The organism is Stenotrophomonas sp. STEN087, assembly GCF_056759115.1.
The window spans coordinates 63,442-85,406 of sequence record NZ_JBRRCR010000007.1 but is presented as its reverse complement, the minus strand read 5'-3'; the positions used below and the strand labels follow the sequence as shown (position 1 = coordinate 85,406).

The 21,965-nt window shown below is 69.2% G+C and carries 21 protein-coding genes; 8 read left to right on the top strand and 13 right to left on the bottom strand.

Annotated features, from left to right (window positions below; genetic code table 11):
• Nucleotides 1-190 precede the first annotated feature (190 nt).
• The 3 genes from ACVOK1_RS03545 to ACVOK1_RS03535 form a co-directional block, all read right to left on the bottom strand.
• Nucleotides 191-1,351, bottom strand: a complete 1,161-nt coding sequence (locus tag ACVOK1_RS03545) for an MFS transporter (protein WP_481561131.1) — start codon at nucleotides 1,349-1,351, stop codon at nucleotides 191-193.
• Nucleotides 1,352-1,548: 197 nt separating this feature from the next.
• Entirely contained in the window at nucleotides 1,549-2,298 is a 750-nt protein-coding gene (locus ACVOK1_RS03540) for a TerC family protein (protein ID WP_108767789.1), read from the bottom strand.
• A gap of 33 nt (nucleotides 2,299-2,331) precedes the next feature.
• The gene (locus tag ACVOK1_RS03535) at nucleotides 2,332-2,727 is read right to left on the bottom strand and encodes a diacylglycerol kinase (protein WP_108767788.1); all 396 of its coding nucleotides are present in this window, start codon (nucleotides 2,725-2,727) and stop codon (nucleotides 2,332-2,334) included.
• A gap of 213 nt (nucleotides 2,728-2,940) precedes the next feature.
• Here ACVOK1_RS03535 and ACVOK1_RS03530 point away from each other — a divergent pair, with 213 nt between their 5' ends.
• Nucleotides 2,941-3,642, top strand: a complete 702-nt coding sequence (locus ACVOK1_RS03530; protein WP_108767787.1) for an SGNH/GDSL hydrolase family protein — start codon at nucleotides 2,941-2,943, stop codon at nucleotides 3,640-3,642.
• Between the two features lie 94 nt (nucleotides 3,643-3,736).
• Here the strand turns inward: ACVOK1_RS03530 and ACVOK1_RS03525 are convergent, their stop codons facing one another.
• The 3 genes from ACVOK1_RS03525 to ACVOK1_RS03515 form a co-directional block, all read right to left on the bottom strand.
• Entirely contained in the window at nucleotides 3,737-5,008 is a 1,272-nt protein-coding gene (locus ACVOK1_RS03525; RefSeq protein ID WP_481561130.1) for a sensor histidine kinase, read from the bottom strand.
• Nucleotides 5,009-5,158: 150 nt separating this feature from the next.
• A complete protein-coding gene (locus ACVOK1_RS03520) occupies nucleotides 5,159-5,872 on the bottom strand; it encodes a response regulator transcription factor (protein ID WP_002811889.1) in 714 nt (237 codons plus the stop codon).
• 87 nt (nucleotides 5,873-5,959) lie between these two features.
• On the bottom strand, nucleotides 5,960-6,604 hold the full coding sequence (locus ACVOK1_RS03515) for an arylesterase (protein ID WP_481561129.1): 645 nt from the start codon (nucleotides 6,602-6,604) through the stop codon (nucleotides 5,960-5,962).
• Between the two features lie 75 nt (nucleotides 6,605-6,679).
• On the opposite strand from ACVOK1_RS03515, the gene ACVOK1_RS03510 reads away from it, so the two are divergent.
• From ACVOK1_RS03510 to ACVOK1_RS03500, 3 genes are all read left to right on the top strand, one after another.
• Nucleotides 6,680-7,327, top strand: a complete 648-nt coding sequence (locus ACVOK1_RS03510; RefSeq protein ID WP_108767784.1) for an ABC transporter ATP-binding protein — start codon at nucleotides 6,680-6,682, stop codon at nucleotides 7,325-7,327.
• Entirely contained in the window at nucleotides 7,324-9,840 is a 2,517-nt protein-coding gene (locus tag ACVOK1_RS03505; RefSeq protein ID WP_481561127.1) for an ABC transporter permease, read from the top strand. The genes ACVOK1_RS03510 and ACVOK1_RS03505 overlap by 4 nt, the downstream gene beginning before the upstream one ends.
• 68 nt (nucleotides 9,841-9,908) lie before the next feature.
• Nucleotides 9,909-10,262: a DMT family protein gene (locus tag ACVOK1_RS03500; protein WP_079220666.1), complete on the top strand. Its 354-nt coding sequence runs from the start codon at nucleotides 9,909-9,911 to the stop codon at nucleotides 10,260-10,262.
• A gap of 54 nt (nucleotides 10,263-10,316) precedes the next feature.
• Here ACVOK1_RS03500 and ACVOK1_RS03495 read toward each other — a convergent pair whose 3' ends face one another.
• The 4 genes from ACVOK1_RS03495 to ACVOK1_RS03480 all read right to left on the bottom strand — a co-directional run bounded on the left by ACVOK1_RS03495 (nucleotide 10,317) and on the right by ACVOK1_RS03480 (nucleotide 13,508).
• Nucleotides 10,317-11,243 (bottom strand): DUF6607 family protein, encoded by a 927-nt coding sequence (locus ACVOK1_RS03495; protein WP_481561126.1) that lies wholly within the window; start codon nucleotides 11,241-11,243, stop codon nucleotides 10,317-10,319.
• 84 nt (nucleotides 11,244-11,327) lie between these two features.
• Nucleotides 11,328-11,930: a Hemin transport protein gene (locus tag ACVOK1_RS03490; protein ID WP_164073378.1), complete on the bottom strand. Its 603-nt coding sequence runs from the start codon at nucleotides 11,928-11,930 to the stop codon at nucleotides 11,328-11,330.
• Between the two features lie 245 nt (nucleotides 11,931-12,175).
• On the bottom strand, nucleotides 12,176-12,370 hold the full coding sequence (gene hemP, locus ACVOK1_RS03485) for a hemin uptake protein HemP (protein WP_088476361.1): 195 nt from the start codon (nucleotides 12,368-12,370) through the stop codon (nucleotides 12,176-12,178).
• A 166-nt stretch (nucleotides 12,371-12,536) separates the two neighbouring features.
• Nucleotides 12,537-13,508 (bottom strand): potassium channel beta subunit family protein, encoded by a 972-nt coding sequence (locus ACVOK1_RS03480; RefSeq protein ID WP_481561125.1) that lies wholly within the window; start codon nucleotides 13,506-13,508, stop codon nucleotides 12,537-12,539.
• Between the two features lie 191 nt (nucleotides 13,509-13,699).
• Between ACVOK1_RS03480 and ACVOK1_RS03475 the strand changes: the two genes are divergently transcribed.
• From ACVOK1_RS03475 to ACVOK1_RS03460, 4 genes are all read left to right on the top strand, one after another.
• Nucleotides 13,700-14,998, top strand: a complete 1,299-nt coding sequence (locus ACVOK1_RS03475; protein WP_108767780.1) for a NupC/NupG family nucleoside CNT transporter — start codon at nucleotides 13,700-13,702, stop codon at nucleotides 14,996-14,998.
• A 25-nt stretch (nucleotides 14,999-15,023) separates the two neighbouring features.
• Nucleotides 15,024-15,989, top strand: coding sequence for a ribokinase (locus tag ACVOK1_RS03470; RefSeq protein ID WP_481561124.1), 966 nt, complete (start codon nucleotides 15,024-15,026; stop codon nucleotides 15,987-15,989).
• Nucleotides 15,990-16,319: 330 nt separating this feature from the next.
• Nucleotides 16,320-17,315 carry a tRNA dihydrouridine synthase DusB gene (dusB, locus tag ACVOK1_RS03465; RefSeq protein WP_481561123.1) on the top strand — a complete coding sequence of 332 codons (996 nt, stop codon included), beginning with the start codon at nucleotides 16,320-16,322 and terminating at the stop codon, nucleotides 17,313-17,315.
• Nucleotides 17,316-17,325: 10 nt separating this feature from the next.
• Nucleotides 17,326-18,153 (top strand): methyltransferase domain-containing protein, encoded by an 828-nt coding sequence (locus ACVOK1_RS03460; protein ID WP_481561122.1) that lies wholly within the window; start codon nucleotides 17,326-17,328, stop codon nucleotides 18,151-18,153.
• A 25-nt stretch (nucleotides 18,154-18,178) separates the two neighbouring features.
• Here the strand turns inward: ACVOK1_RS03460 and ACVOK1_RS03455 are convergent, their stop codons facing one another.
• The 3 genes from ACVOK1_RS03455 to olsF form a co-directional block, all read right to left on the bottom strand.
• The gene (locus tag ACVOK1_RS03455; protein WP_481561121.1) at nucleotides 18,179-19,234 is read right to left on the bottom strand and encodes a metal-dependent hydrolase; all 1,056 of its coding nucleotides are present in this window, start codon (nucleotides 19,232-19,234) and stop codon (nucleotides 18,179-18,181) included.
• Between the two features lie 166 nt (nucleotides 19,235-19,400).
• Nucleotides 19,401-20,201, bottom strand: coding sequence for a UDP-2,3-diacylglucosamine diphosphatase (locus ACVOK1_RS03450; protein ID WP_108767775.1), 801 nt, complete (start codon nucleotides 20,199-20,201; stop codon nucleotides 19,401-19,403).
• Entirely contained in the window at nucleotides 20,198-21,907 is a 1,710-nt protein-coding gene (gene olsF, locus ACVOK1_RS03445; protein WP_406232956.1) for a bifunctional ornithine lipid synthase OlsF, read from the bottom strand. The genes ACVOK1_RS03450 and olsF overlap by 4 nt, the downstream gene beginning before the upstream one ends.
• Nucleotides 21,908-21,965 lie beyond the last annotated feature (58 nt).

The window sequence follows — 21,965 nt, the reverse complement described above, 5'->3', positions numbered from 1 at the left end:
GGGGCGGGGGCGGCGCGGCGGTGGGGGTGGGCCCGCCCCGCCCCGGGGGGCGGTGGGGGGCGGCCCCGCCCCCCCCCCCCCCCCCCCCCCCCCCCGCCCAACCAGCAGAAAACCAGCACCGCTTTTGACGTTGACGTTGACGTTGATTCTGCGGGTGCAGGGCTGCAAGCCCTGCCGGCCCCCCCACCGTTCAACAGGCCTCAGGCACCGGCGCGCGCGTCCGTCCCAGCCACGCCAGCAGCAACCCCGACACCGCCAGCAACCCACCGGCCACCGGAATCGCCGCATACCCCAGGCCCGCACTGATCACCGCGCCACCCAGCGCCGCACCCACCGCGTTGCCTAGGTTGAACGCACCGACATTGATCGACGACGCCAGGCCCGGCGCCTCGCTGGCCACCTGCATCACCCGGATCTGCAGCGGCGGCACCAGGGCAAAGGTCGCCGCACCGAACAGCAGCACACCGAGCGCCGCCGTGGCGTGGCTCATGAAAGCCAGCGGCAGCACGAACATCAGCACCGCCAGCACGGCCAACAGGATGCGCGTGGCGCCATCCAGCGACCAGTCAGCCATGCGCCCACCGATGCCGTTGCCGACGGTGAAGCCGATGCCGATCAGCGCCAGCGACATCGCAATGAATGCATTCGACGCGCCCGTCAGTTCGCCCAGCACCGGCGCCACGTAGGTGTAGAGGGTGAACATCGCACCGGCACCCAGCACCGTAGTGGCCATCGCCAGCAGCACCTGCGGCTGCAGGATCGCGCGTATCTCGCGACGCACGTCCGGGCGCGCATCCGGCGCCGACGCCGGCAGGGCCAGGCCCAATGTGGTGATCGCAACCAGGCCCAGCACCGCCGTGCCGGCGAAGGACAGGCGCCAGCCCAGCTGCTGGCCGACCCAGGTGGCCAGCGGCACGCCACCGATGTTGGCGATGGTCAGGCCCATGAACATGGTGGCCACGGCGGCCGCCTGCTTCTCCTTCGGTACCAGGCTGGCGGCGACCACGGCACCGATGCCGAAGAACGCACCGTGGTTGAGGCTGGTGACCAGGCGTGACAGCAGCAGCAGGCCATAGTTTGGCGCCAGCGCCGACAGCAGGTTGCCGACCACGAAGATCGACATCAGCAGCATCAGCGCGGTGCGCTTGCCGAACCGCCCCATCAACAGGGTCATCACCGGTGCGCCCAGCATCACCCCGACGGCATAGGCGGTGATCAGCATGCCGGCGGAAGGAATGCTCACGCCCACGCCCTCGGCGATGACCGGCAACAGGCCCATCGGGGCGAACTCGGTGGTGCCGATGGCGAAGGCGCCGACGGCGAGGGCCAGCAGTGCGGCTCTGGAATTCATGGGGGTTCCTGTGGGGAGGAAACGGGAAGCTGCGTAGCCTGCGCGCTTTGCCGTCGCCGATTAAGCCTCGCCGCGGGAAAACAGTGTTGACCCCGGTTCACAGGTGGCGGCGTGATTCCGCCGGGCCATGCCCGGCGAGCGCAGCGGCCCCCATAACGCAGAACCCCCGGCAGTGCCGGGGGTCCTGGATGGATCGTTTACCAGTTGCCGGCGCCCGGCACGTGGTGGTCGCGTGCGCGGCGGCGCATCAGCAGGTTCAGCCATTCCACCAGCACCGAGAAGCCCATCGCGGCGTAGATGTAGGGCTTGGGCACGTGCACGTCCAGGCCGTCCAGAATCAGCACCGCACCGATCAGCAGGATGAAGGCCAGGGCCAGCATCTTCACCGTCGGGTTGGCATCGATGAAGCGGCCCAGCGGGTTGGCGGCCAGCAGCATCACCAGCACCGACAGCAGAATGGCGGCGACCATCACCGGGATGTGGTCAGCGATGCCGACGGCGGTGATCACCGAGTCCAGCGAGAACACGATGTCGATGACCGCGATCTGCGCGATGACGTAGCCGAACACGGCCGAGGCCTTGGTGGTGCTGGGGTCTTCATCCTCGCCACCGGTGATCAGCTCCTTGATCTCCATGAAGCCCTTGATGATCAGGAACAGGCCACCGACGATCAGCACCAGGTCGCGGATGGAGATGCCCATGCCGGCCACGGTGAACAGGTTCGCCGCCATGTGCGCCAGGTAGGCCAGCGATACCAGCAGGCCGATGCGGGTGATGCAGGCCACGGCGATGCCGAGCTTGCGCGCGAACGGGCGGCGCTCTTCCGGCAGCTTGCTGACGGCGATGGAGATGAACACCAGGTTGTCGATGCCGAGCACGATTTCCAGGGCGCTGAGGGTAAACAGGGTTACCCAGGCGTTGGGGTCGGCGAGAAACTCAAAGGACATGGAAACTCTTCAGGACAGTGGGGGAATGGGGATTCAGGCGTACGTGCCGGCCAGCAGGTGGGGCACCACGACCAGTGCCCAGCACAGCAGCACGTTCATCATCAGCACGAACACCGCTGCCGAGCCCATGTCCTTGGCGCGGCCAGCCAGCTCGTGGATCTCGGCGCCGTAGCGCTCGATCACCGCTTCGATGGCCGAGTTGGCCAGTTCCATCGCCAGCACCAGCAGCATCGAGCCGATCATCAGCGCGCGCTCGACCGGGGTCTGGCCCAGCCACAGCGCCAGCGGGGCCAGCACGACCAGCAGGTAGACCTCCAGCCGGAACGAGGACTCGTGCAGCCAGGCGGCGCGCAGGCCCTGCCAGGACCAGCGGGCGGCCTGGAAGATGCGGCGCGGGCCGCGGGGCATGTGGCCGAACTGATCAGCCACGGGGGAAATATCCAGCAACAGGGGCGCGGCGCGGCGACCGCTCAGACGCACGGCAGGCAATCATGGGTGCACAGGAATGGGCAGACAGCCCCCATTTTGCCACAAGGGCGGCAGCGGCACCCCGCAGCGGCCGGCCAACGACCCGCCATGGTCAAGCGCAGCACGGCGGCGAACTCCTATGATGGGTGTCCCCTGCCCTTGCTGGAGCCGCTGATGACACTCGCCCGTACCTGTCTGCTGTCGCTTGGATTGCTGACCCTGGCCCCGCTGGCCCAGGCGTTGAGCCCGCCGGCCGCACCGCGCGTGCCCGACCAGGTGTCCAACGTGGCCTGGGAAGGCGACATGGCCAGCTTCCTCAAGGCCGACCAGGGCAACCCGCCGCCGCGCGGTGGCATCGAGTTCATCGGCAGCTCCTCGATCCGCTTCTGGGAGAGCCTGGCCCAGGACTTCCCGGGCCAGCCGGTGTTCAACCGTGGCTTCGGCGGTTCGGAAGTGCGCGACAGCACCTGGTATGCCGACCAGATCGTGGTGCCCTATGCGCCGTGCAAGGTGTTCTTCTACGCCGGCGACAACGATCTCAACAGCGGCCGCAGCGCCACCCAGGTGCGCGATGACGTGGTGGCCTTCGTGCAGCGCGTGCACCGCGACCTGCCGAAGACCAAGGTGGAATACCTGTCGATCAAGCCAAGTCCGTCGCGCGCGCACCTGCTGCCGGCGATCAACCAGGCCAATGCGATGATCAAGGCGGCCCTGGCCAAGCTGCCCAACGCCGGCTACACCGACATCTACACCCCGATGCTGGGCGCCGATGGCCAGCCGGACGCGAAGCTGTTCCGCGAGGACATGCTGCACATGACCCCGGCCGGCTATGCGATCTGGACCAAGGCCGTGGCGCCGAAGGTCAACTGCAACTGAGCAGACCGCCCTTGTGGAGTCGAGCCGTGCTCGACTACGTGGCGATCCAGCATGGGGTCAGAGCCCGTTGCGTTGCAACGGGATCCGACCCCGGTCAGCGGAAAATGACGGTGGCTTCGGTGCCCTTGCCGGGCTCGCTGGCGAGGCTGACCTTCCAGCCGAAGCGGTCGCACAGCCGGCGCACGATCGACAGGCCCAGGCCGGTGCCCTGCGGGCGATCCGGCTCGGCGCGGTAGAACGGCTCGAACGCGCGGGCCAGCGCCTCGGCCGACATGCCGATGCCGGTATCACGCACCACCACCCGGTCAGACTCGACCTGCACGTCGATGCGGCCTTCGTCGGTGTAGTTGCAGGCGTTGCGCACCAGGTTGCTGACCACCACCTGCAGCACCCGCGGCGGCGCATGCAGCTGCACCGGGCCGGCGCTGTGCAGGTGCACCGCCACCGGGCGGTTGCCCAGCAGTTCGTTGGCGTTGTCCACCTCGTAGCGGACGATGTCGTTGACATCGAACAGCTCGATCTGCGGCTCGATGTCGGCCTCGCGGGCCAGGATCAGGAACGCGTCGATCACCGCCTCCATGTCCCGCCCGGCGCGCTGGATGCGCTGCAGGCTGCGGCGCAGGCGCGGTTCCAGGGTCTCATCGCCCAGCGCCATGTCGCTGGCCACGCGGATCACGGTCAACGGCGTGCGCAGTTCGTGGCTGGCATCGCGGGTGAAGTTGCGCTCGCGGGCGACGTGGTCGGTGACCCGGTTGGCCAGTGAATGCAGCGCCGCCGCCAGCTGGCGGGTCTCGCCCTGCATATCGGCCGGCAGCTTGTCCGGCTCCAGGTCGGCCGCCTCGGGGTGGCCCGGGTCCCAGCGCGACACGCGCCGCGCCAGCCAGTTCACCGGCGACACCAGGCGCTTGGACGCGCGGTAGGTCACCCAGCTGGCGCCGTAGACGGCCAGCAGGGTCAACAGCACCGGCACGATGCCGAACCAGAACGCCAGCATTTCCGCGCGCGAGCGCAGGAACACCAGGTACAGGCGGCCCTGCGGGCGGGCATCGACCAGCACCAGCTGGTCATCGCCGGGCAGTTCGTGGAAACCGGGTTCCAGCGTGCGCAGGTTGGCCGGCAGCGACAGGCTGGAGCCCCCGCGCTCGAGCAGGTAACCGCGGATGTTCTGGGTATTGGGCGGCGGCTGCGCGGGCGAGGCCTCGTGCAGCGTCCAGTAGTAGGCGGCCTCTTCGCGCAGGGCGGCGCCCACCAGGCTGTGCTTGATCACCAGCGAGACCAGCCAGGCGCCCAGCAGGATACCTACGCTGGCCAGCACTGCCTGCAGGATGAAAGCGATACGGATCTTGCGCGGCAGGCCGTGCGGCATTGCGGGGTCCCGGTTGAAGCGCTGCGATTATAGGCAGCGCGCCGTGCCGGCGACGTGCACGGTGGATGACCACCCCTGCGGCCGACGGCCCGTCCCCTGCCCCGCGACCCGGCCGAAGCCGGGGCGGGCCTGTTCCTGTACCGGCACCGCTCAGGCCATGGGCTGGGCGATGTCGGCGATGCGGTAACCGGCGCTCTGCACGGTGTGCAGCAGCGGACGGTCGAACGGCTTGTCGATGATCTTGCGCAGGTTGTACAGATGGCTGCGCAGGGTGTCCGAATCCGGCAGCCCGTTGCCCCAGATCTCGCGTTCGATTTCCTGGCGGGTGACCACGCGGGGCGATTCCCGCATCAGGATGGTCAGCAGGCGCAGGCCGATCGGCGAAAGCTGCAGTTCGGTACCGGCGCGGGTGGCCCGCATGCTGACCGGATCGAGCACGAGGTCGGCGACCTTGAGCACTTCCGAACCGACCTGGCGACGTTCGCGGCGGATCAGCGCGCGCAGGCGGGCTTCCAGTTCCTGGATGGCGAACGGCTTGGTCAGGTAGTCATCGGCACCAAACCCCAGGCCGGTGAGCTTGTCGTCCAGCGTGTCGCGCGCGGTCAGCATCAGCACCGGCGTCGACTTGCGGGCATCGTTGCGCAGGCGGCGGCACACTTCGATGCCATCCAGGCGCGGCAGCATCAGGTCCAGCACGACCACGTCGTAGCTGTTTTCAGCGGCCAGACGGTAGCCGTCCAGGCCATCCTGCGCATAGTCCACCTCGAAGCCACGGCCTTCCAGGTATTCGCCGATCATCTCGGAGATGTTGCGGTTGTCCTCGACCACCAGCACCAAGCCGGAAGTCTCCTTCGTCTGACGCATGTGAGTACCTCTTTCTTCAGCTTTGTGAAACATGCCCGATCGACGGTGGACGCGATGTGAAGTTCCGTCAAGACACCGAAAAAAGTTTCACAGCAGGGGTTTGAGCAGCGGCCAGACGTTGTCCAGCACCTTCGGCTGCGCCTGCGCGGTGGGGTGCAGGCCGTCGGCCTGCATCAGCCCCGGCTGCAGGGCCACGCCCTCCAGCAGGAACGGCAGCAGCGGCACCTTGTACGTGTCGGCCAGCGCGCGGTAGGCGGCCGCCAAGCGCTGGCGGTAGGCCGGGCCGTAGTTGGGCGGCACGTCGATGCCCAGCAGCAGCACCTTGGCGCCGGCGGCGCGGCTGGCCAGCAGCATCTTTTCGAGGTTGCCCTGCACCTGCGCCGGGGTCAGCCCGCGCAGGGCATCGTTGCCGCCCAGCGCGATGACCACGACGGTCGGCTTCTCCTTGGCCAGCAGGCCCGGCAGGCGGGTCAGCGCGCCGGCGGTGGTTTCCCCGCTCATGCTGGCGTTGACGATGCGGGGCGGGATTTTCGACTGCTGCCTGACCCGCTTGTCCAGCAGACTGACCCAGCCCGCGTCGGCCGGGATATTGTGGGCAGCACTGAGGCTGTCACCGACCACCAGCACCGTGCCGGCCGGACCTTTGGCACACGCCAGCCCGGACCACAGCAGCAACCCTAGCAGCAGCACCATCATCGTGCCGGCTTGCCGGCTCCATCCTGTAATGCGCATTGGAGTCTCCTCATCGACAGCCTGTCCCCCCGCAGCGCGTCCGTCGCCATCGCCGTCGACCAGGTCGGCAAATCCGTGCATGGCCCGGAGGGTGAAGTCCACATACTGGACAACATCACCCTCACGGTACATGAAGGCACCAGCGTGGCGATTGTCGGGGCCTCCGGTTCCGGCAAGACCACCCTGCTCGGCCTGCTGGCCGGGCTGGATCTGCCCAGCCGCGGCGGCATCACCCTGGCCGGGCAGGCGCTGGGCGCACTGGACGAGGAAGCCCGGGCGCAGCTGCGCGCACGCGAAGTGGGCTTCGTGTTCCAGAGCTTCCACCTGCTGCCGGCGCTGACGGCGGCCGAAAACGTCGCACTGCCGCTGGAACTGGCCGGCCGCGAGGACCGCGCGCGGGTCGATGAGGTGCTGGCCCAGGTGGGCCTCTCGCACCGCGCCCGCCACTACCCGCGGCAGCTGTCCGGCGGCGAGCAGCAGCGCGTGGCCCTGGCCCGTGCCTTCGTCACCCGCCCGCGCATCCTGTTCGCCGATGAACCCACCGGGTCGCTGGACCAGGCCACCGGCCAGCACATCAGCGACCTGCTGTTCGAACTCAATGCGGGCAGCGGCACCACCCTGGTGCTGGTCACCCACGACCTGCGCCTGGCCCAGCGCTGCCAGTACATCCACCGCATCGACAACGGTCGCCTGCAGGCGGTCGAGTACGGGGCGCAGGCATGAACCTGCTGCGGCACGCCTGGCGCGCGCTGCGCCGCGAAGCCCTGGCCGGTGACCTGCTGACCGTGTTCGCCGCGCTGGTACTTGGCGTGGCGGTGATGACCGCCGTCGGCACGCTGGTGAACCGGGTCAACCTGGCCCTGACCGGCAGCGCGGCCGAGATGCTGGGCGGCGACCTCGGCGTGGCCGGGCGCAGCGATCCGCCTGCGGCCTTCGCCGAAGAAGCGCAGCGGCGTGGGCTGGCCTACACCCGCATCGCCGGCTTCGGCAGCGTGCTGTTCAACGGCGATGCCAGCCAGATGGCCAGCATCAAGGCGGTGCAGGCCGGCTACCCGCTGCGCGGCACGCTGCGGGTGCGGGCGACGCCGGGCGGCGCGCTGATCGCCGATGCCGGCATGCCGCCGCAGGGCCAGACCTATGCCGACCCGCGCCTGCTGCAGGCGCTGGGCCTGAAGGTCGGGGATGCGCTCGAGTTCGGTGCGGGCACGCTGCGCGTGGCCGGCATCATCGAGGCCGAGCCGGACAGCGGCGGCGACCTGCTGACGCTCTCCCCCACCCTGCTGGTCAACCGCGCCGACGTGGATGGCACCGGCCTGCTCGGGCCGGGCAGCCGCATCAATTACCGGCTGATGGTGGCCGGCGCACCCGACCAGGTGGCCGCGTACCGGCAATGGCTGCTGCCGCAGGTGAAGGGCATGCGCCTGCTGAGCGTGGACGACACGCAGCGCGGCGTGCGCCAGGCGTTTGATCTGGCCGGCCGCTTTCTCGGCCTGAGCGCGCTGCTGGCGGTGCTGCTGGCCGGCGTGGCCACCGCGCTGGCGGCCAACCGCTTCGCCCTGCGCCGCATCGACCAGGTGGCGATCCTGCGCTGCATCGGTGCGCGCCAGCGCGACATCCTCACTGGCCTGGCGCTGCAGCTGCTGATGCTGGCGGTGCCGGCCTGCGCGCTCGGCATCGGCCTGGGCATGGCCGCGCAGGAAGGCCTGGTGCACGTGCTGGGCAGCCTGGTGCCGCAGCGCCTGCCGCTGCCCGAGGCTACCCCCGCGCTGACCGGTGCGGGCATCGGCCTGCTGCTGCTGTTCGGTTTCGGCCTGCCGCCGCTGCTGCGCCTGCGCGGGGTGCCGCCGATGCGCGTGCTCAACCGCTCCTTCGCCGCCCTGCCGCCGGCCTCGCTGCTGGCCTACGTGGCTGCGCTGGCGGCCAGCCTGGTGCTGGCGGTGCAGGTCACCGGTGACCTGAAGCTGGCGCTGTGGGTACTGGGCGGCCTGGCCGCGCTGGCGCTGGCCGCCGGCGTGGTCGGCTTCGGCCTGCTGCAGCTGCTGCGCGGCCTGCAGCACCGCCTGCATGGCAACTGGCGGCTGGGCCTGGCCGCGCTGACCCGGCGGCGGCTGCTGGCGGTGATGCAGCTGGTGGGCCTGTCGCTGTCGCTGTGCGCGCTGCTGCTGCTGGCGGTGACCGGACCCGGCCTGCTGCAGCAATGGCGAGAGCGCCTGCCGGAGAACACGCCCAACTACTTCCTGATCAACATCCAGCCCGAGCAGCGCGACAGCGTGCTGGCCGCGCTGCAGGGGCTGGGCGCGGCCGATGCCAGCGTCGAACCGATGGCCACCGGCCGCCTGATCGCGATCAACGGCAAGCCGCCGCTGCGCGTGGACCGTACGCCGGAGCAGAACGGCCAGCCGCCGCAGGGCGAAGGCCAGCGCGACGACGATGACGAGAACCGGCCGTTGAACTTCAGCTGGCGCAGCACCTTCCCGCCGGCCAACACGCTGCTTGAAGGCACGTTCTGGAAGGCCGACAGCACCGCCCCGGAGGCCTCGGTGGAAACCGGCTGGGCCAAGCGCTACGGCGCGCACCTGGGCGACCGCATCACCATTGCCGTGGGCGAGCAGGAACGCGAGTTCACCGTCACCAGCGTGCGCAAGGCGGACTGGAACACCTTCCGCCCGAACTTCTTCGTGCTGCTCAACCCCAACGCGGTGGGTGATACGCCGCACAACCTGCTGTCGGCGTTCCATCTGCCGGCCGGCAAGGCCGCGGGCCTGGGTGCGCTGGTGCGCGATCAGCCGAACCTGTCGCTGCTGGATGTCGATGCGGTGATCTCGCAGGTGCGCGAGGTGATGAACCGCGTTGCGCAGGCGGTGCAGCTGGTGATGGTGTTCAGCCTGCTGGCCGGCGTGCTGGTGCTGCTGGCCGCACTGCAGGCCACCGCCGGCGAGCGCCGCTACGACAGCGCGGTGCTGCGCACGCTGGGTGCCACCCGGCGCCAGCTGCGCGGTGCGGTGCTGGTGGAGTTCGGCGCGCTGGGTGCGCTGGCCGCGCTGCTGGCCGTGGGTGCGGCGGCCGGCATCGGCGTGGCGGTATCGCAGAAGGTGTTCGAGCTGCCGCTGCTGCCGCCGTGGCCGGGCCTGCTGCTGGGCGGGCTGGTGGGCATCGGCCTGAGCCTGCTGGCCGGCTGGTGGGGCACGCGGGCGATCCTGCACACGCCGCCGGCGCTGGCCCTGCGCGAGGCCTGACGCGGCCGTGACACGCGACGGGTGGGGCCGGCGGTATGCTGCGCGCCCCACCCGATGAGATCGCCCGGATGCCCGGCACGTCGTTCGCTGCTTACCTGTACCCGGTGTTGCTGCTGCTTGGCAGCAACATCTTCATGACCTTCGCCTGGTACGGCCACCTCAAATACAAGAGCGCGCCGTTGATGATGGTCATCATGGTCAGCTGGGGCATCGCCTTCTTCGAGTACTGCCTGCAGGTACCCGGCAACCGCCTGGGCAGCGCGGTGTATTCGGCGCCGCAGCTGAAGGGCATGCAGGAAGTGATCACCCTGGTGGTGTTCGCGGTGTTCTCCGCGTTCTACCTGGGCCAGCCGCTGAAGTGGAACCACTACGCCGCGTTCGGGTTGATCGTGCTGGCGGCGTTTTTGATGTTCAAGGAGTAAGGGCCATCCACGCGTGGCGTGGATCTACGGACGCCCGCTTCCTGCGGCCCGGCGTTACCGGGCCTTTTCCACGAATTCGGCGAACACGGCGTCGATCTGCGCGTCCTTCACCTTCTTGCCCGACTGGATATCGTCGGCCTGGGTGAACAGCGGGATGATCATCGCCATGCCATCGAGCTTGGTCTTCAGGTGCACGCCCGGGGCCTGGGTCAGGAAGCCGTCCCAGCGCTGGCGCACCTTCGCCCAGTAGCCGGCGGTGGCCTTCCAGTAGTCGCGCGCCGGGCTGAAGTCGACCTCGGTGGTCCGCAGGTAGTCGTTGAACCCGAACTCGCGGGCGATTTCGACCTGGCTGCCGTCGGCGTTGCGCTGCACCTTGGTGTTGAACTGCTCGTGGGTCCAGCCGTTCGGGGTGAGCGTGTGGCGGTTGACCACGGCCAGCGCGTTGTAGTCGCTGCGCTTGGTGTATTCGCGGCGCGGCAACGGGCGCCAGCTGATGTCGCTGGTCCAGGTCGGCACGTTGTTGTCGTAGGTCCAGGTGCCGGTGCCGCAGTAGCGCGGCGCGTCACTCACTTCGTAGACGCACTGGGTCCACGCGCCCTGGTTGATGGCCGCGGGAATCGTGCGCACCTGCCAGGTCTGGTCGGCGCTGAACTCGAAGCGGTTGCGCGCTTCATACACCCAGTCCTGCCGCCAGTGCTTGGTGACGTGGCCGCTCTTGGCGTCCACCAGCAGGTGCTGAAGCACGATGCGCTGCGGGCTGTCCTCGACCACGATCACCACTTCGTTGCCGGCACTGCGCATGGCCGGCGCGCGCTCGTAGCCCGGCTTCAGCAGCACGGTTTCATCGAAGGCGAAATCCACGGTGTATTCGCCCTGCATGGCCAGAATGCTGGCGTGGTCACGGGCGATATCGGTGGGCTGGGCGCTGGCGGTACCGGCCACGACAAACAGCAGCATCACGCTGGCGGCGTGCGACTTCATCAGGGAGTTCCTTGGGGAGTGTCAGGTCCGATGGGTGGCCATCCGTGGCCGCAATCGATCCATCAGGGTTCCATCAAACCGGGTTCAGAGGTGCACCAGCGGCAGGTCGCCGGTGAGGCGCGGCGCGGGCCGGCGGGCGGCGTCGGCGCAGCAGCAGTCATCAATGGAGAGTTCGCCCTCGGCACCTTCCAGGCGGGCGATGCGGCGCGCGGTGGCCGCCCCCAGCGAGGACAGCGTGGACAGGCTGGCGGCCAGGGTGCTGCCGTCGTCGGCGGCATGCAGGCGCAGCGCGCACAGGCGCCAGCGCTGGCCACCCAAGTGGCCGGCCAGGCGCCGCCACAGGCGCTCGCCGACACTGCCTTCGGCGTCGTGTTCCGGGCCCGGCGGCAGCGACGCCACCAGCCGGTCCCAGGCGAGGAAATCGCTGTCGGGCAGCAGGTACAGGCGCCACACGCAGCGGCCGCGGCCATCGAGGAAGCACAGGCTTTCGCGCAGGCCTTCGCTGTCCACGCCCTGGCAGGCATGCACCGACACGGCCTGGCGCCAGCCGCCCAGCTCGCTGCTGTCTGCGTGGTACAGGCACAGCACGGTGCCCAGCGCAGCCAGCTGCGCCGGCGTGGGCCAGGCCTGCAGCGCGTGGTGCGGCAGGAAGGACGACAGGCGACGGGCGGACAGGGCTCGGCTCATGGGATTCACCAGGACACGGCAGGAGTGGCCGACAGGGTCGGACCGGTGGCGTACGCGTCGCTTGGACGCGCGGCGAGGCAACAGGTCATCGGCAAGGGCCTGACCAGGCAGAGGGGGAGCCCCCGGCCACCGGCACGCCAGGCGTGCACGGACAGCCGAGGGGGAGAGAGCGGGAGCGGACGGGTCGCCCACCCTGCCAGCGCTGCCGGCAGGAGGGAGGGAGGGAGGCGGGCGACCAGACCGCGTTACTTGGTCAGGATCAGCTTGTCGTTGCTGGTGTGGCGCAGCCGGTAGAAACGGTCGCCGTGCTGGATCAGGATTTCGCGGCGGCCCTTCAGCAGGGCTTCGCTGTCGGTCACTTCTTCCGGCGGAACGACACGCACCGGGCGGTCGCGCAGGGTCAGCGTTTCGGGGCGCAGCAGTACAGGTTGAGCATTCATGAGCATCTGGACTCGTGCGAGGGACGAGTTAGATGATAATGATTCTCAGTTAACAATCAACAACCATTCTCAATTCCATTGATGAGATTTATGATCGATTTCTCAATTTCGATAGATCGCATCAATGGAAGGCGCGGATCGGGGGCCGCACCGCGCCGCGAAGCCCTCAGGCGAAGGCCGATTCCACCCGCGCCCAGCCGGCATCGTCCACCTGCTGCAGCACGTCCAGCGCCTGCAGGTTCTGCAGCAGCTGGCTGACCCGGCTGGCGCCGAGGATCACGCTGGAGACATTCGGGTTGCGCAGGCACCAGGCGATGGCCAGGCTGGCCGGGGCATGGCCGAGCTCGGCGGCAACCTCGCTGAAGCGGCGCACCTGGGCCAGGCGCACGGCAGCGTTCTGGCCCAGCACCAGGTCCTGCAGCCAGCCCATGCCCTCGCGGCCCAGCCGTGCATCGGCGGGAATGCCCTGGTCGTACTTGCCGCTCAGCAGGCCCGAGGCCAGCGGCGAGAAGATGGTGGTGCCCAGCCCGGCGCTGGCGTACAGCGGGGCGTACTCCACTTCCACCCGCTCGCGGTGCAGCAGGTTGTACTGCGGCTGTTCCATCGACGGTGCCTGCCAGTTGTGGCGGGCGGCGATGTCCACCGCCTCCTCGATCTGCGTGGCCGACCACTCCGAGGTGCCCCAGTACAGCACCTTGCCCTGCCGGACCAGGGTGTCCATGGCATGCACGGTCTCGGCGATCGGCGCGTCCGGATCCGGGCGGTGGCAGTAATAAAGGTCCAGATAGTCCACCCGCAGGCGCCTGAGCGCGGCATGGCAGGCGTCGGTCACATGCTTGCGTGACAGGCCGCGCTGGGTCGGGCGCGGGTCCTTGGCACTGCCGAAGAACACCTTGCTGGACACGCAGTAGCCGTCGCGCGGCAGGCGCAGGTCGGCGATCACGTCGCCCATCACCTGCTCGGCGCGGCCGTTGGCATAGCCCTCGGCGTTGTCGAAGAAGTTGATGCCGTGATCCCAGGCGGCGGCCACCAGGTTGCGGGCCTCGTCACGCGGCACCTGGTCGCCGAAGGTCACCCAGGCGCCGAAGGACAGGGCGGACACCGGCAGGCCGGTGGAGCCAAGGCGACGGTAGAGCATGCGATTCTCCTGTTGCAGGCCCGCATACGGGCCGGGATCGAGCCCCATTCTACCCGCCCCCGTCGGCGGCAAGCCCTTGCCGTTGCTGGCCTGATCGGTGCCGATGGGCCCGCGCACGCCGCTTTTCCTTGCCCCAGCCCCGGCCCTGCACTAGGCTTCCCGTTTTTCGCGCGCCCCCGGGGGGAGCTCTCATGGTCGAAGGTTTGGGCAGGATCGGCTTCGGCCTTTTCGGGTTGGCGGTGCTGATCGGCATCACCTGGCTGTTTTCCAACAACAAGCGCGCGGTGGACTGGAAGCTGGTCATCACCGGCATCACCCTGCAGATCGCCTTCGCGGCGCTGGTGATCCTGGTACCGGGCGGGCGTGACGTGTTCGATGCCCTGGGCAAGGGCTTCGTCAAGATCCTCAGCTTCGTCAACGAGGGCTCGGGCTTCATTTTCGGCTCGTTGATGGACACCCAGAACTACGGCTTCATCTTCGCCTTCCAGGTGCTGCCGACCATCATCTTCTTCTCGGCGCTGATGGGCGTGATGTACCACCTGAACGTCATGCAGGGCATCGTCCGCGTGATGGCGTGGTCGATCACCAAGGTGATGCGCGTGTCCGGTGCGGAAACCACCAGCGTCTGCGCCAGCGTCTTCATCGGCCAGACCGAGGCGCCGCTGACCGTGCGCCCGTACATCGCGAAGATGACCCAGTCCGAGCTGCTGACCATGATGATCGGCGGCATGGCGCACATCGCCGGCGGCGTGCTGGCGGCCTACGTGGGCATGCTCGGCGGCGGTGACCCGGCGCAGCAGGCCTTCTACGCCAAGCATCTGCTGGCGGCCAGCATCATGGCGGCCCCGGCCACCCTGGTCGTGGCCAAGCTGCTGATCCCGGAGACCGGCACCCCGCTGACCCGCGGCACGGTGAAGATGGAAGTCGAGAAGACCTCCAGCAACATCATCGACGCGGCTGCGGCCGGCGCCGGCGACGGCCTGAAGCTGGCGCTGAACATCGGTGCGATGCTGCTGGCCTTCATCGCCCTGATCGCCCTGCTGAACGCCCCGCTGACCTGGATCGGGGATGTCACCGGCCTGGCTGCCGCGATCGGCAAGCCGACCAACCTGTCGACCATCTTCGGTTACGTGCTGGCCCCGATCGCCTGGGTCATCGGCACCCCGTGGGCCGATGCCACCACCGTCGGCTCGCTGATCGGCCAGAAGGTCGTCATCAACGAGTTCGTGGCCTACACCGAGCTGTCGCAGATCGTGAACGGCCAGATCGCCGGCGTGTCGCTGTCCGACGAAGGCCGCCTGATCGCGACCTACGCCCTGTGCGGCTTCGCCAACTTCAGCTCGATCGCCATCCAGATCGGCGGCATCGGCGGCCTGGCCCCGGAACGTCGCCATGACCTGGCCAAGTTCGGCCTGCGCGCGGTGCTGGGCGGTACCATCGCCACCTTCATGACGGCGACCATCGCCGGCGTGCTGACGCACTTCAGTTGAACCCTTGTTTGAGAAGAAATCCCCTATGAGCAGCAGTGTCGTTGTCGTCGGTTCCTTCAATGTCGATCACGTGTGGCGGTGCGAAGCGCTGCCGGCGCCGGGCGCGACCATTGCCGGCCGCTACAGCACCGGCCCGGGTGGCAAGGGCTTCAACCAGGCCGTGGCCGCCTGCCGGGCCGGCGCCGACACCACGTTCGTGTGCGCGCTCGGCGATGACGTCGGTGGCGCCACGGCGCGTGACCTGGCCGCGCAGGATGGCTTCGCGCTGATCGCCGAGGCCAGCAGCGAGCCGACCGGCACCGCCGGCATCTACGTCGATGCCCGTGGCCGCAACACCATCGTCATCGGCCCCGGCGCCAACGCCGCGCTGAGCACCGCGTTCCTGGAACAGCAGCAGGCGCTGCTGGCCGGTGCCAAGGTGGTGCTGGTGCAGCTGGAATCGCCGGTGCAGACCATCGAAGCCGCGCTGGCTGCGGCGCGCGAAGCCGGTGTCACCACCGTGCTGAACGCCGCACCGGCCGACGCCCCGTCCAGCATCGGCCTGCTGAAGCTGGCCGATGTGCTGACCCCGAACGAGACCGAGTTTGCTTCGCTGCTCGGCCGCCATGTGGGTGAGCGCGTGGATGCCGACGACGTGGCCGCGCTGGATGGCGCCAGCCTGCACGCGTTGTGCCGCAAACTGGTCGGCAACGGCACCGTGGTGGTGACCCTGGGTGCGGTGGGCGTGTTCGTTTCGCACGCCGACGAGAACCTGCGTGGCGACACCCAGCCGTACTACCGCGTGGGCGCCGAGCAGGTGCAGGCGATCGACACCACCGGTGCCGGTGATGCCTTCAACGGTGCGCTGGCGGCCTCGATCGCCCAGGTGCCGGACGCGCCGTTCACCCGCCACGTGCGCTTCGCCAACCAGTTCGCCGGCCGTTCCACCGAGAAGGAAGGCGCCGCTGCGGCGATGCCGCGCTTCACCCCGGCCGACGCTGAAATGAAATAAAGCCACGCCATGCGTGGATGAAAACCCCGGTCGTGCGAACGACCGGGGTTTTTTGTGTCCGGCGACACGCCCCATCCACGCATGGCGTGGATCTACCGGGTGCGTGGGCCGCGCCATGCGTGAATGGAGGCTCCGGCCAGTAGATCCACGCCATGCGTGGATGGGCCTTCCCCCATGACCCAGCCGCCCACCATGACCGGGCCGTGGGGGCGGCGGAAGCGACCATCAAGCATCTGCTGATGCCGGTGTGGCATGAGGTCGGTCCGGATTGGCCTGAACAGGGCCGCCCTTGGCGGCGCGGCGGCGGGTCCTGCGGCCTACAATGGGCACATGCAGATCGGCCCGTACACCATTGCCCCCAACGTCGTGCTGGCCCCCATGGCCGGCGTCACCGACAAGCCCTTCCGCCTGCTGTGCAAACGGCTGGGCGCGGGTCTGGCCGCCTCGGAAATGACCATCAGCGACCCGCGCTTCTGGACCACGCGCAAGTCGATCCACCGCATGGACCACGAGGGCGAACCGGCGCCGATCAGCGTGCAGATTGCCGGCACCGAGCCGCAGCAGCTGGCCGAGGCGGCGCGCTACAACGTCGACCACGGCGCGCAGATCATCGACATCAACATGGGCTGCCCGGCCAAGAAGGTGTGCAACGCCTGGGCCGGCTCGGCGCTGATGCGCGATGAACTGCTGGTGGCGCGCATCCTCGAAGCCGTGGTCAACGCGGTGGACGTGCCGGTCACCCTGAAGATCCGCACCGGCTGGGACTGCGACCATCGCAACGGGCCGGTGATCGCGCGCATCGCCGAGCACAGCGGCATCGCCGCGCTGGCCGTGCACGGCCGCACCCGCGACCAGCATTACACCGGCCAGGCCGAGTACGGCACCATCGGCGAGATCAAGGCCGCGCTGCGCATCCCGGTCATCGCCAACGGCGATATCGATTCGCCGCAGAAGGCCGCCCATGTGCTGCAGCAGACCGGCGTGGACGCGGTGATGATCGGCCGTTCCGCACAGGGCCGGCCGTGGATCTTCCGCGAAGTGGCGCACTACCTGGCCACCGGACAGGAACTGCCGCCGCCCTCGCTGGAGGAAGTGCGCGACATCCTGCTAGGCCACCTGCATGCGCTGCACGCGTTCTACGGTGAGCCGCAGGGCGTGCGCATCGCCCGCAAGCACCTGGGCTGGTACGCCAAGGACCGGCCGGAGAACGCCGCCTTCCGCGCGGTGGTCAACCGTGCCGAAGACCCGGCCAGCCAGATCGCGCTGACCACCGAGTATTTCGACCGCCTGATTGCCGGGGAACCGGCGATGCCCTCCGCTGCCTGATGCCACGACCATGACGCCGCCGATCTCTTCCCCGACCTACCTGCACGGTTTTTCCGGCACCGAACAGCAGCGCCTGATGACCCAGGCGCGCCTGCTGGAATCGAGCATCTTCGGCCAGATCGACTACACCGGTGCGCGCCACCTGCTGGAAGTCGGCAGCGGCGTCGGTGCGCAGACCGAAATCCTGCTGCGCCGCTTCCCCGAGCTGCACGTCACCGGCGTGGACCTGAGCGAGGCGCAGCTGGCCACCGCGCGTGAGAACCTGGCGCGCACGCCGTGGTGCAGCGACCGCTACACCCTGCAGCAGGCCGATGCCGGCGAACTGCCGTTCGAGGCCCGTAGCTTCGATTCGGCCTTCCTGTGCTGGGTGCTGGAACACGTGCCCTCCCCTGCGCGCGTGCTCAGCGAAGTACGCCGCGTGCTGGCCCCGGGCTCGCCGGTCTACATCACCGAAGTGATGAATGCCTCGTTCCTGCTGGATCCGTATTCGCCGCACATCTGGCGCTACTGGATGGCCTTCAACGATTTCCAGCACGACCACGGCGGCGACCCGTTCGTCGGCGCCAAGCTCGGCAACCTGCTGCTGGCCGGTGGCTTCCGCGACGTGCACACCGAGATCAAGACCATCCACCTGGACAACCGCGAACCGGCACGCCGCAAGACGATGATCGCGTTCTGGGAACAGCTGCTGCTGTCGGCCGCCGACCAGCTGCTGCAGGCCGGCGCCGTGGACGAGGAAACCGTGGAGGGCATGCGCCGCGAATTCCGACTGGTGCAGAACGACCCGAACGCGGTGTTCTTCTATTCCTTCGTGCAGGGCCGCGCGACGGTGTATTGAGGGACCGCCCGCGCGGTGCGCGGGTTCACGGGTCGATGTGCAGGGTCGCCGCCGGCGGCGCCTGCCAGATCCGCTGCCACATCGCCGCCAGCCGGTGCCCGGCATCGGCGCGTGCGGCCGGGCTGCTGTAATCCATGCGCTGCTGCTGCGGCACGATCGCCCGCCACTGCCCGTCCACCTGCTCGGCCACCGCGAAGTTGAAGGTGTAGTCCGGCTCCAGGCCCATGCGCAGGTCGCTCAGCACCAGCTGGTTGTCCACCACCTGCGCGCGCATGAAGCCGCGGTTGAACCACTGCAGCCGCTGCACGGCCGGAATCGCGGACGCTTCGCGCAGCGCCTGCACGTTGGACGGATGGCCTTCAAACCGCATCGGGCCCTGGTCGGCCACCAGCGAACGGTCGCCCACCACGTAGCCGCTGGGCGTCATCGCCACCACCCGCCACAGCAGGGTGTTGAACGGCATCGGCACCGAGAACCGCGGCGCATCGCCCAGGCCCATTGCGGCCAGGCTCTGCTGCGCGGCGCGGTCGACCTGGGCCTTGGCCACCAGGCCCCAGCCCAGGTAGGCCGTGCTGACCAGCAGCGAGACACCCAGCACCTTGCCCGCCCAGGGCCGTGCGCGCGCGAACCAGGCCACCACGCAGCCCAGCAGCAGCCACACGGTGTAGGCCGGGTCGATGATGAAGACGCTGGAACCCATCGTCGGATGCGGCCGCAGCGGCCACCACAGCTGGGTGCCGTAGACGGTGAACGCATCCAGCAGCGGATGGGTGACCAGGGCCAGCTGGATGGCCCAGAACCAGCGCAGCGGTGACTGCGCCACGCGGCCGTTGCCGAAGCGCTTGAGCAGCCACCAGATCAGCGCGGCCACCCACGGCAGCACCAGCAGCGAATGGCTGAAGCTGCGGTGGTCGACCATGTTGGCCACCGGGTCGGCGGCAGCGAAGCCGAGCCACAGCGCATCGAGGTCGGGCAGCGTGCCGAGTGCGGCACCGGCCAGCAGGGCCGCACGGCGATGGCCGGGCGGAGCGATGGCGGCAGCGACGGCGCCACCGAGAACGATCTGGGTCAACGAGTCCATCGGCTGATGCTAACGCGATGGCCTGGCGTTTGTGGGGTTCTGGCCAGGTAGAGACGACTGTCAGTCGACTGCTTGTGGATCCACCCGCGCTGCGCGCGTCAGTCGAGCAACGCTCGACTCTACAAGAGCAAGCCGAGCATGGGCTCGGCGCTACAGAAAGCAGGTGCTACGCCGCCTGCGACATCCGCGCGCCGGGCAGCTCCACCAATGTCTGCCCGTGGTGGTCCAGCAGGCGCAGCGCGCCGTCGTGGTCCTCGGCCAGCGCGGTCAGGCTTTCCACCCAGTCGCCGTCGTTCGCATAGACCAGCCCATCGCGCTCGACCAGCGCCGCGCGGTGGATGTGGCCGCAGATGATGCCGTCCAGCCCGCGCCGGCGCACGTCATCCAGGCCGGCCTGGACGAAGCGTTCGATGTAGCGCTCGGCGGCGCCGCTGCGCTTCTTCAGGAATTCGGACAGCGACCAGTAGCGCATGCCCAGCCGGCGCCGCACCGCGTTCAACGCCTGGTTGCCGGTGAGGATGCGGTAGTACAGCCAGTCGCCGAAGCGCTCCTGCAGGCCACCGAAGTGGGTCACGCCGTCGTAGTCATCGCCGTGCGCCACCAGCAGTCGGCGTCCGTCGGCGGTCACGTGGATGGCACGGCGGCGCACCTGCATGGCCGGCAGCATCAGCCCGCACACATGGCGCAGCGAGGCATCGTGGTTGCCGGGGATGTAGATGATCTCGGTGCCGGCGCGGCGCAGCGCATGCAGTGCCTGGATCACCTCGCTGTGCGAGGCACGCCAGTTGGCACGGCGGTGCGCCATCCACCACAGGTCGATGATGTCGCCGACCAGGTACAGCCGCTCGCAGCGCAGCTGGCCGAGGAAGGTCGCCAGTTCGGCGGCGTGGCAGTGGCGCGACCCGAGGTGCACATCGGAGACGAACACTGCACGCCGGTGCGGCGACAGGTTCGCCAGCGCGCTCATGCCGGCATCCCCGCGTCGCGCAGGTAGCGCTTGCGTTTGTTCGGCCGGATCGCCTGCAGGTCCACTTCGATCAGGCCGTCGATCGAATCGCTGAAATCCGGATCGACGCCGAACGCGAGGAAGCGGGCGCCGCCGGGTTCGCACAGATCGGTGTACTGGCGGTACAGCGTCGGCACACCCGTGCCCAGCGCGGTCAGGTTGGCCTTCAGCACATCGAACGCAGCGCCGGCGTCGAGTTCACCGAAGCTGGGCGGTGCGGCGAAGTACTGGAACGGCTGGTTGGATTCGACCAGGCCGCTGCGGCCACCGTAGTAGCGCTGGTAGTAGGCCACCAGCTGTTCGCGCGCCTCGCGCGGCAGCGCGGCGCTGATCGACACCGCGCCGAACAGGTAGCGGATGCCCGGCTGGCACTGCAGGTAGGCACCGATGCCCTGCCACAGGTAATCCAGGCTGCGGCTGCCCCAGTAATCGGGCACCACGAAGCTGCGGCCCAGTTCCAGGCCTTCGGCGATGCGGGTGATGGCATCGTCGGAATAGCGGAACAGCGAGGCGCTGTAGAGCCCGGCCAGGCCGCGGCGGGCCAGGGCCTGTGCGCCGCGCATGATGCGGTAGGCACCGGCGATGCGCTGCGCGCTGCCGTCCCAGATGACGATGTGCTGGTACTGCAGGTCGTAGTCGTCCAGGTCGCGGCTGCGGCCGGTGCCCTCGCCCACCTGGCGGAAGGTCAGCTCGCGCAACCGGCCCAGCTCGCGCAGCAGCGCCGAATCGGCGGTGCAGGTGGCCAGCAGGATCTGCTTGCCGTCACCGGTCTGGCCCAGCACCGTGGCCCGGGCGATATCGGCGGCCACCTGCGCCGGCGGCACCGGGGCGGCCAGCGGCTCGGGGCCGGCCGGCAGGCTGCCGGTGGCACTGTCCGCGGGGCCCAGGGCGTACAGCGCGCGGCGCACGGCCAGCAGCTGCGCGCCGGGGTCGCCCTGGCCCAGCTGCATCGGCTGGCCGATGCGCAGGCGCAGCGGGCGGCCGCGGCGGGCGAACATCTCGCGGGCCAGCAGGGCGGTGCCCGCCGGCTTGAACAGGGTCGAGGCGCCGTAGAACAGCGCCGAATTGCGCGCTTCCACCCGCACCGGCAGCACCGGCGCCCCGGCGGCGCGGGCGAAACGGACGAAACCGCGCTGCCAGCGGCCATCGCGGATGCCCTGCAGCGACAGCCGCGACACTTCGCCGGCCGGGAACACGATGACGCACTGCTCGGCGTCCAGCGCCTGTTCCACCGCGTGCAGGCTGCCACGCTGGACCTTGCCGCCGAGGATGCGCACCGGCAGCAGCAGGTCCTGCAGCGGGCCGATGGCGCCCAGCAGGTCGTTGGCCACGATGCGCACGTCGCGCCGCACCCGGCCGACCGCGTCCAGCAGGGCCAGCGCGTCCAGCGCACCGGAAGGATGGTTGGCCACGATCAGGAGGCGGCCGCTGGCCGGGATCCGGGACAGGTCCAGCGGATCGACCTGGTAGCCGCTTTCGAGGAACTCCAGCCCGGCGGCGACGAAGTCGAAGCCGCGCAGATTCGCGCTGCGCTGCAGGAAGGCCTCCACCCGGTCCAGCCGCGACCAGCGGCCCACGCTGCGCAGCAGGGGCCGGGCCAGATGCCCGCGGCGGCCGCGGAACCAATCGGGGAAACGTTGCTGCAAGCGCTGCTCGAGTTCCTGCATGGCGTGCTCACTGATGCCCGGCGGCCGGATTGGCCGAGAGCCTGCGCCCGCCACGCGG